The sequence below is a fragment of the Haliea sp. genome, assembly GCF_040222615.1.
Lineage (GTDB): Bacteria > Pseudomonadota > Gammaproteobacteria > Pseudomonadales > Halieaceae > Haliea.
Genome location: NZ_JAVKCQ010000114.1, coordinates 1 through 8,874 on the forward strand (window position 1 = coordinate 1; position 8,874 = coordinate 8,874).

General features: G+C 58.2%; 10 protein-coding genes. 9 read left to right on the top strand and 1 reads right to left on the bottom strand.

Features of this window, described 5'->3' with window-relative positions; translation table 11 throughout:
- The 4 genes from RJQ10_RS09295 to RJQ10_RS09310 all read left to right on the top strand — a co-directional run.
- The coding region (locus tag RJQ10_RS09295; protein WP_350145869.1) for a TetR/AcrR family transcriptional regulator at positions 1-530 on the top strand (530 nt) is incomplete at its 5' end.
- Positions 527-1,678: an efflux RND transporter periplasmic adaptor subunit gene (locus tag RJQ10_RS09300; protein ID WP_350145871.1), complete on the top strand. Its 1,152-nt coding sequence runs from the start codon at positions 527-529 to the stop codon at positions 1,676-1,678. The genes RJQ10_RS09295 and RJQ10_RS09300, both read left to right, overlap by 4 nt.
- Positions 1,675-2,880, top strand: a complete 1,206-nt coding sequence (locus RJQ10_RS09305; RefSeq protein ID WP_350145874.1) for an ABC transporter permease — start codon at positions 1,675-1,677, stop codon at positions 2,878-2,880. The genes RJQ10_RS09300 and RJQ10_RS09305 overlap by 4 nt, the downstream gene beginning before the upstream one ends.
- Before the next feature lies 1 nt (position 2,881).
- Positions 2,882-3,592, top strand: a complete 711-nt coding sequence (locus tag RJQ10_RS09310; RefSeq protein WP_350145876.1) for an ABC transporter ATP-binding protein — start codon at positions 2,882-2,884, stop codon at positions 3,590-3,592.
- Positions 3,593-4,123: 531 nt separating this feature from the next.
- Here RJQ10_RS09310 and RJQ10_RS09315 read toward each other — a convergent pair.
- Positions 4,124-5,026, bottom strand: coding sequence for a LysR family transcriptional regulator (locus tag RJQ10_RS09315; RefSeq protein ID WP_350145878.1), 903 nt, complete (start codon positions 5,024-5,026; stop codon positions 4,124-4,126).
- Positions 5,027-5,285: 259 nt separating this feature from the next.
- On the opposite strand from RJQ10_RS09315, the gene RJQ10_RS09320 reads away from it, so the two are divergent.
- From RJQ10_RS09320 to RJQ10_RS09340, 5 genes are all read left to right on the top strand, one after another.
- Complete coding sequence (locus RJQ10_RS09320) at positions 5,286-6,335, top strand: class I SAM-dependent methyltransferase (RefSeq protein WP_350145880.1); 1,050 nt, start codon at positions 5,286-5,288, stop codon at positions 6,333-6,335.
- The gene (locus RJQ10_RS09325) at positions 6,336-6,842 is read left to right on the top strand and encodes a GFA family protein (protein ID WP_350145882.1); all 507 of its coding nucleotides are present in this window, start codon (positions 6,336-6,338) and stop codon (positions 6,840-6,842) included. It begins immediately after the preceding gene.
- Between the two features lie 351 nt (positions 6,843-7,193).
- Entirely contained in the window at positions 7,194-7,817 is a 624-nt protein-coding gene (locus tag RJQ10_RS09330) for a histidine kinase dimerization/phospho-acceptor domain-containing protein (protein ID WP_350145884.1), read from the top strand.
- Entirely contained in the window at positions 7,814-8,260 is a 447-nt protein-coding gene (locus RJQ10_RS09335; protein WP_350145886.1) for a sensor histidine kinase, read from the top strand. The genes RJQ10_RS09330 and RJQ10_RS09335 overlap by 4 nt, the downstream gene beginning before the upstream one ends.
- Positions 8,261-8,610: 350 nt before the next feature.
- Positions 8,611-8,874 (top strand): carboxymuconolactone decarboxylase family protein (locus tag RJQ10_RS09340; protein ID WP_350145888.1); only part of this gene is annotated, 264 nt, incomplete at its 3' end.

The window sequence follows — 8,874 nt, forward strand, 5'->3', positions numbered from 1 at the left end:
CGCAAGACCCCGGCAAAATTACGACAGCCGCTATTGCCAGGCGCATGCAGCTGACACAAGGGGCGTTGTTCCGGCACTTTCCGAACAAGGACGCCATCTGGCAGGCCGTCATGGAATGGGTGGCCGAGCGCCTCCTGAACCGAATTGATCAGGCGGCCAACGGGATCGACTCGCCTTTGGCGGCAATGGAGGCAATCTTCATGACTCACGTCGAGTTCATAACCGAGCATCCCGGCGTGCCCCGGATGATGTTTGGCGAACTACAGCGCGCTGAATCCACGCCCGCCAAGCGCATGGCGCGGACCTTGATTCAACGCTACGAGGAGCGACTGCATCGATTGATCGAAAAGGGCAAGACTAAAGGTGAATTATCGCCATCGCTGGACAACGAGGCGGCGGCAACGCTTTTCATCGGCACGATTCAAGGGCTTGTCATGCAGTCGTTATTGGCGGGAGACGTGAAGCGAATGCGCCAGGACGCGCCACGGGTATTTGATCTATACCGACGCGGTATCAGGAGTGGGCGATGAAAGCCTTCCCCCTGCAAGGCCGCTCCCTGTCGCTGCTTGCCGTCACCATTCCTTTGCTGGCGCTGTTTATCTATGTCGGTCTGAGATCGGGCCCGCTAGCCCCGGTTGCGGTAACGGTCGCAAATGTTGAATCGCGTGCGGTTACGCCTGCGCTGTTCGGCATCGGCACCGTGGCGGCCCGCTACACCTACAAGATCGGGCCTACATTTGCCGGCCGCATCAAGCGCCTGGAGGCCCATGTAGGCGACCAGGTCAAGGCAGGGCAAGTGCTCGGCGAGATGGATCCGGTAGACCTGGATGATCGCGTTCGCGCACAGGAAGCGGCCTTCAAGCATGCGGAGGCGGCACTGCGTGAAGCGCACGCACGGCAAGCCTATGCACAGACGCAAGCCCGCCGCTATGAGCAACTGTTCGCGGTGCGTTCGACCAGCGAGGAAGCCGTTATTACCAAGCGGCAGGAATTACAGATTGCAGACGCCGCACTGTCTGCTGCCCAGGATGACCTCGTTCGTGCACGTTTTGACCACAAGGCGCTGGTAGTGCAGCGGGAAAATTTACGTTTGGTAGCACCGGCCGATGGCATTGTCACCGAGCGGAATGCCGATCCCGGCAACACCATCATTGCAGGCCAAACCGTAGTTGAGGTCATTGACCCAATGTCCTTATGGGTCAACGTGCGCTTCGATCAGATCAGCTCATCCGGCCTCTCCAGCGGGCTACCTGCCCAGATCGTATTGCGTTCCCGTGGGGGACATGCATTGCGAGGAAGCGTGCTGCGCGTGGAACCCAAGGCCGACGCGATCACCGAGGAAATCCTTGCCAAAGTGATCTTCGATAACAAACCGGCACCTTTGCCGTCACTGGGTGAACTGGCTGAAGTCACAGTCGACTTGCCTGCGCTCCCGGTGGCACCTGTGATCCCCAATTCGGCCGTTCGGCGTCAAGGTAACGCAGTGGGTGTCTGGCAGATCGTGGCGGGAGATCTGAGTTTCACTCCGGTCAAGCTCGGCGCTTCCGACCTCGATGGTTATGTGCAAGTACGCGAAGGACTCGAGCATGGAGACCAGGTGGTAGCCTATAGTGAAAAGGCCCTGACAGTCCGCAGCCGTATCCGTATGGTCGAACACATACCGGGCGCGTCACGATGATCAGCCTCGCCGGCCGCGACATTCTCCATGCCTGGGGGAAGTTTGTCTTCACGGGCATCGGTCTGGGTCTTCTGATCGGTGTGACGCTGACCATGGCCGGTGTGTACCGGGGTATGGTGGACGACGGCAAGGCGCTACTCGACAACAGTGGCGCCGACCTTTGGGTGGTGCAAAAGGACACGCTGGGCCCGTATGCGGAATCGTCCAGTCTCAACGATGCGGTGTATCGGGTCATCCTCTCCATGCCGGGCGTTGCCCGAGCCGCGAACGTAACCTACCTGACCATGCAGGTACGCCAGGGGGAGCGGGATGTCCGCAGCATGGTGGTCGGCATCGTTCCCGGTGCCTTGGGGGTTACACCTGGATGGCCACCTTATCTCGTCGCTGGTCGCCACATCACGCGAGCTCACTACGAGGCAATCGCCGACGTTACCACCGGAGTTAAACTGGGGGATAGCCTCACCATCCGCCGCAATAACTACACCGTGGTGGGCCTGACCCGGCGTATGGTGTCATCGAGCGGTGACCCGATGGTATTCATCCCGCTCAAAGACGCCCAGGAAGCACAATTCCTCAAGGATAACGATGCCATCTGGCAAAGCCGGCGTCGCACCGAGGCCAACCCGGCCTTCAACCGCCCCGGTGTGCCCGGGCTGTTGGAGGCCGTAATCGATTCTCAGAGCACCAACGCGTTCGTCAATGCGGTACTGGTCACACTGAAACCCGGCCATGCGCCTGACGAGGTTGCTGAATCTATCCGACGCTGGAAGCGTCTGACGGTCTACACCCGGGCTCAGATGGAAGGCATCCTCGTTGGCAAGTTGATCGCCACCTCGGCCAAGCAAATCGGCATGTTTCTGGTAATTCTGGCCATTGTTAGCGCCGCCATTGTCGCCTTCATCATCTATTCTCTGACCATGGACAAAATTCGCGAGATCGCGGTGTTGAAGCTCATTGGCACACGCAACCGCACCATCGCTGCCATGATCATGCAGCAGGCACTGGCGCTCGGCGTGATTGGCTTCGTGGTCGGCAAGATCACCGCCACATTCGCTGCGCCCTTCTTCCCCAAATACGTCCTGCTGATGCCGTTGGACTCCATCGCCGGCTTCTTCATCGTAATGGTAATTTGCGTGCTGGCCAGCGTCGTCGCCATTCGCATGGCGCTCAAGGTCGATCCCGCGGAAGCCATTGGAGGTTAATATGAGCGGCAAGGGGATTCTCATAGAAGGGTTGAAAAAGCGTTATGGCGAAGGCGACACTGCGGTCGATGCCCTGAAAAACGTCGATATGCAAGTAGCTCCGGGGGAGGTCGTAGGCCTTATCGGACCTTCCGGCTCGGGCAAGAGCACTCTGCTCAAATGCCTGGGCGCGGTGATTGATCCGACCGGCGGTCGCATGACGCTGGGCGATGAAGTGATCTACGACGAGGGCTGGAAGGTCCGTGACCTGCGCGCCTTGCGCCGCGACAAAATCGGTTTCGTATTCCAGGCGCCGTACCTGATCCCGTTTCTCGATGTCACCGACAATGTTGCGCTGTTGCCGATGCTCGCAGGCGTCGACAATGCGGATTCGCGCGCAAAGGCACTGGAACTGCTCACGGCGCTGGATGTACAACATCGGGCTGGTGCCATGCCGTCACAACTTTCCGGTGGCGAGCAGCAACGCGTCGCGATCGCCCGCGGACTGGTTAACCGCCCGCCGGTGATCCTGGCTGATGAGCCCACGGCGCCACTCGACAGTGAGCGCGCCATGGCAGTTATCCGTATCCTCAACGACATGGCGAGGAAGGTCGAGACTGCGATCATCGTCGTCACTCATGACGAAAAGATCATCCCCACGTTCAAGCGCATCTACCACATTCGCGACGGCGTGACCCATGAGGAAGCGGGGGAAGGACGGGGATTCGAGTGAACGCCTTGCCATTACCGCGAGCACAGAATGTTTGAATACTTTCCAATGAACAGAAAGTATTGATGATCACAACACGCAAGCCGCGCAGCAGCTGAATATGGCAAAATTGCCGTGGTCGCCGCAGGATTCCGCCTGCTGAACGTCATGGCAGGAGAGATATGTTTTTTCGGTCATGTGCGAAACTTGATTTACGTTATCAACCGAATTACCCAGGCCCCGTGCAGTAGCCAGACAGGTGTTAGTGCGTATCGCTGCGACCAGCGCCAACACGGTCGATACCATCGATCCGTCAAATGAGCAAGGAATCAGCGCTGTCGCCTGATCTGCCGGCCGTACTCGGCGTGGACTTTGTCGGCACGATTGAAGCGGTGGCGAGGGTGTCAGCCACTTCGCCCCCGGCGACGAACGTGCGCCAGACGAGCCCGCGTAGCCACAAGAACGAAGTAGAGCGCTTACGTGACTTGTAGGGCCGGTGATATCCAGCCGAGACTCAAGGCTTCGCAAGCTCCCCGACACCGTCCCAAACCCCTCCTACATTGACCCCGCAAACCCGGACAGCCGCTCAACCAACCAACGCCTAACCGGATCTTTGTCCGAACGCTGATGCCACGCTAGAATCACATCGAAGCCGGGAACAGGCACCGGCGGCAGCATTTGTTCGAGGCGATCGGCGAACTTGTCGGCCAGCCGCTTCGGCAACATCGCGATGTGATCGCTGTTGCTGACCAACTCGATCAACGTGAAGAAGCTGGATGTGGACACGGTCACCCGCCGCCGCTTGTTCATCTGAGCCAGAGCCAGATCCGTAGGCCCGTGGAACTGTCCATCAGCGGGTGAGACCATGCAATGGTCCAGCTCCAGGAAGCGCGCGAGTGTGAGCTTTCTACCCAGTGCCGGGTGGTTCTTGCGCACAACCGCAACATACCGCTCGCTGTAGACCAGCTGTTCCCGAAGTTTTACATCCGAAAACTCCGGAATCGTGACCGCCAGGTCGATGTCTCCCGACACCAGTTTGTCATATAGTCCAGTGACTTCCGGCCGCATGAGCGCGAACTGCATGTCCGGCGCTTCCGACTGCAGTGCTCTGATCGCTGGCGAAAGGAACACATACTGCATGTAGTCGTTGGTGCTCAGGCGGAACCTGACCGTGCTCAACCGCGGGTCGAAGCCCGCTGGCTGCATCAGGGCCTCAATATCCCGGATGATCTTTTCCAGGTCGCCACCCAGAGCGATCGCCTGGCGTGTCGGGCGCAGGCCGTGGCTGCTGCGGACGAAGAGCGGATCGTTGAAAGTCGAGCGCAGCCTGGCAAGCATCCCGCTCACCGTCGGCTGTGTGAGATGCAACCGCACAGCGGTTCTGGACACGCTGCGCTCTTCGAGCAGCACCTGAAGCACGTAGAGCAGGTTGAGGTCGACGCTTCTGATATCGATCATAACTATATCTCACATACGAATATACGATTGGGATTATATAAGGGGCTGACCTAAATTGAACCCGTCAACGCAGTGGCACACCTTATGAAGCCGGTCTCGCACTGACATGACCTACGCCGGAGCGGGCCATCGTCGCAACGGCCGACGGTGACGCCGCGAATATCGTTGCGGACCTGCATGGGTCTTCAGGAGTCGTTTAGACCACTGCAGCCACAAGCAAAACTACAACCAATGCGTCAGGAACAAGAGGGAATGAAACATGAATGCAACTACAGAGGAATTCGCTGGCCAGGTCGTTGGTGACATAGCCGCCACGCTGTCCGGGGTGATGACCAACATCGGCCACAAGCTGGGGCTGTATGCTGCGCTGGCGGAAAACCCCGCGCTGTCGAGCCACAACCTCGCCGAGCAGACCAAGACCGACGAGCGCTATGTGCGCGAATGGCTCAACAACCAGGTAGCCGGAGGCTACGTGACCTACGATAGAGCTATTGATTGCTACAGCCTCCCCGACCATCACATCCCCGTGCTGGTCGATCAGGACAGTCCCATGTTCCTGATACCGGCACTCGAGGTAGCTGCATCTCTTTGGTTTGATGAAAGCGCCATCGCCTCGGTGTTCCGAACGGGCGATGGTATCGCCTGGGGCGATCACCATCATCGTCTTTTCTGCGGCAGTGAATCGCTGTTCCGCCCAGGCTATCGCGCTTTCCTGACCAGCCAGTGGCTCGACAGCCTCGACGGAGTCCGCGAAAAGCTCACCCAAGGCGCCAGGGTCGCGGACGTAGGCTGCGGACACGGGGCATCGACGATCGCCCTGGCAAAGGACTTTCCGCGCTCGCAATACCACGGCTATGATTCCCACCCGGAATCCATCGAAACGGCGCGCAGCAGAGCGGCCGACGAACTCGGCGACCATGGCGTCACCTTCGAGGTGCGAGACGCGAAGAACATCCCAGAACTCGACTTCGATCTAATCTGCTTTATGGACTGCCTGCACGACATGGGCGACCCACTCGGCGCAGCGCAACGTGCCCGGCGGGCACTGGCACCAGACGGCACGCTGCTGCTGGTCGAACCGGCAGCCATGGACAACGTGGCGGACAACATCAATCCCGTGAGCCGCATGTACTACGCTGCCTCTACTGCAGTGTGTACGCCGTGCTCTAAATCGCAGGAAGTCGGCCTTGCCCTTGGTGCGCAGGCCGGCCCCGAGCGTCTAAGCAAACTGTTGAAAGACGCGGGCTTCTCACGGGTACATGTTGCCACCAGCACGCCCTTCAACCTGGTGATTGAGGCAAGACTCTAGATGAACGAGGGATTTCCCGTTTCCGGACGTTGCGTTTGCGGCCGCACGCGCTACGAGGTACTCTCCCGCCCGATGATCGTGCACTGCTGTCACTGCTCGTGGTGTCAGCGGGAGACCGGCAGCGCCTTTGCCGTCAACGCTCTCCTGCAGCGGTCCCGCATCGGCGTCCACGGCGACGAACCGGAGACGATTCTGAACCCCTCCGAGAGCGGCCGGGGACAGCGGATCCATCGCTGCGCGCAGTGCCGGACGGCGCTCTGGAGTCACTACGCCTATGGCGGGATCGGCGAGCAACTCGCGTTCCTTCGCGTCGGCACCCTGGACGATCCGCGGATCATGCCTCCCTCCGTGCACATCTTCACCGCATCGAAGCGGCCCTGGTTCCAACTACCGGAAGGCGTGCCGGCCTTCCCGGGCTACTATCGTGCACATGAGGTGTGGTCGGAGGAAGCCCTCGCCACGCGGCACTTGTTAGTCGCAGAAAGCCAAAATCCGATGACAATCTAGGTCGACACTATTGGCTGAATCAATGCTCGCGCTGAACGAACCGCGGCGTTCGTGAGTTGCGGCCTACAACAATACCGTCTTAATGGTACTGCCAACTTAACCGCCCCAAATTGGTAGAGTCGGCGGAGGAGGCAGCCGAGCTGCGAACAATGCTCTATGGACCATAGCCATGGTTCGCATGCGAAGTGATCCGCGGACAAAGGTCTATGTTGAACGTAGAACCAATGAAGGGCGCACCCTCAAGGAAATACAACGCTGCCTGAAGCGCTACATTGTTCGGGAGCTTTATCCCCTAATATTATTGGATCTGAATGCCGCAAAAGCCATTTGTTGACATAGGAGCGTCACACAGTGGCGCCGACCTGGGAAGAAGTACCGGCAGTCATCCGGGATCAGTTTGGATCGGTGCCAGAGCAGCAAAACGAGTTGATCAAGATCTTCAATCCAGAGCGCAATGGCGAACGACGCTCCATTGATTTTATTTTTGCCTACGACCAGGATGGCGATAGTGCCTACGTGACCTTCCGTGTGTCCCGGGATACCGTATCAGCGATGGTGCGGAGTAACACGCTGGCTCTGCACCACAAACTGTGGATGATCAGTGCCACAATTGCCCTTTCTCTTTCATTGATCATCTGGCTTCTTCTCAGCCGGATATCGCGACCGATAAGCCGACTGGTGGTGTGGACTCGTTCCCTTACTCCCCAGCGCCTGAAGTCACAGCCGCCGGATTTTTCCTACCCGGAGCTCAATCAACTGGCGCAGCTTATCCGGAATAGCCTGTCCTCAGTACAAGAGAGCCTGGACCGGGAGCATCTGTTCCTGCGCCATACCAGCCATGAATTGCGCACTCCGATAGCGGTGATCCGCAACAATGTGGAGCTATTGCAGAAGCTGCAGGCGCGTGACGAGCACCAGAGCGAACACCAGAAGCAGGTGATAGAGCGTATTGATCGCGCTCCAGTCTCACGATGAAACACCTCACGGAAACGCTGTTGTGGCTGAGCCGGGACAATGTTGACAGCCTCCCTAGCAACGAATTCGCACTGGATGCGCTGGTCGCGCAGCTGGCCACTGAAATGCAGTACTTGTTAAAGGATAAGCCGGTGGAGGTTGTGCTGGACACGGAGTCCTGCCAAATCCGCTTGCCAGAGATGGTAGTGCGCATCGTGTTGGGCAACCTCATTCGCAACGCGTTTCAATACACTTGGGAAGGCCGCGTCAGCGTGCGTCAACATGGCGCCGTGGTGGAGATCGTGAACCCCCTGCAGGAAGATGCCGGCACAGAGGGTCTGGGCTTTGGCCTGGGCCTGAAACTGACCGAGCAATTGTGCGACAAATTGCACTGGGAGTACGTGAACACCTCACAGCACAATGAGCGCAGCGCCACCATCAGCTTCCACACTGCCGAGCAATGACCTGGTAATCAACTGCACATCGTGTCCTCTCCACGATTGGGGAGAACTCAACCATGAAGCAAAAGCCAGAAGTCGAATGATGCACCATAAAGCGCTGGGCCGAGCTGATGAAATGGGTCTACCTGGCCAGGCTACCGCAGCACCCGGCCCTGGCTACTGGGTGAGAGCAAAACACGGTTCAGCTAAACTTCCAGCTGATCGATTTCCAACCATCCATTCACAACCGCACTTTCCCATTGCACGTATTATTGCAGGAGAGGCATTAGATAATTTACATAGCGCCCAATTATCTACATTCAATTAACTTGTAAGCTTTGCTCTCCAATTCGGAAATCACATAGGAGCAAACCATGTCTCGCATATCTACACCCAGCAACATTGAAGCAGCACCAGAAGCCTCCAGAGACTCGCTTGAAGCGGTCAACAAGCTTTTGGGCAGCGTTCCCAATATGTTTCGCATCATTGCCAACAGCCCACAGACTCTCGAAGGCTTCCTCGGCTTGAACGGCGCACTTGGCAACGGTTCACTCGATGCCAAAACCCGAGAGCGCATTGCCCTTGCGGTTGCTGAAATCAATGGCTGTCACTACTGCCTCGCCGCACATAGTTACCTT

Coding starts and splice junctions, on each gene's coding strand:
- RJQ10_RS09320 (WP_350145880.1), top strand. CDS start 5,286: ATGAATGCAACTACAGAGGAATTCGCTGGCCAGGTCGTTGGTGACATA.
- RJQ10_RS09315 (WP_350145878.1), bottom strand. CDS start 5,026: ATGATCGATATCAGAAGCGTCGACCTCAACCTGCTCTACGTGCTTCAG.
- RJQ10_RS09335 (WP_350145886.1), top strand. CDS start 7,814: ATGAAACACCTCACGGAAACGCTGTTGTGGCTGAGCCGGGACAATGTT.
- RJQ10_RS09300 (WP_350145871.1), top strand. CDS start 527: ATGAAAGCCTTCCCCCTGCAAGGCCGCTCCCTGTCGCTGCTTGCCGTC.
- RJQ10_RS09310 (WP_350145876.1), top strand. CDS start 2,882: ATGAGCGGCAAGGGGATTCTCATAGAAGGGTTGAAAAAGCGTTATGGC.
- RJQ10_RS09325 (WP_350145882.1), top strand. CDS start 6,336: ATGAACGAGGGATTTCCCGTTTCCGGACGTTGCGTTTGCGGCCGCACG.
- RJQ10_RS09305 (WP_350145874.1), top strand. CDS start 1,675: ATGATCAGCCTCGCCGGCCGCGACATTCTCCATGCCTGGGGGAAGTTT.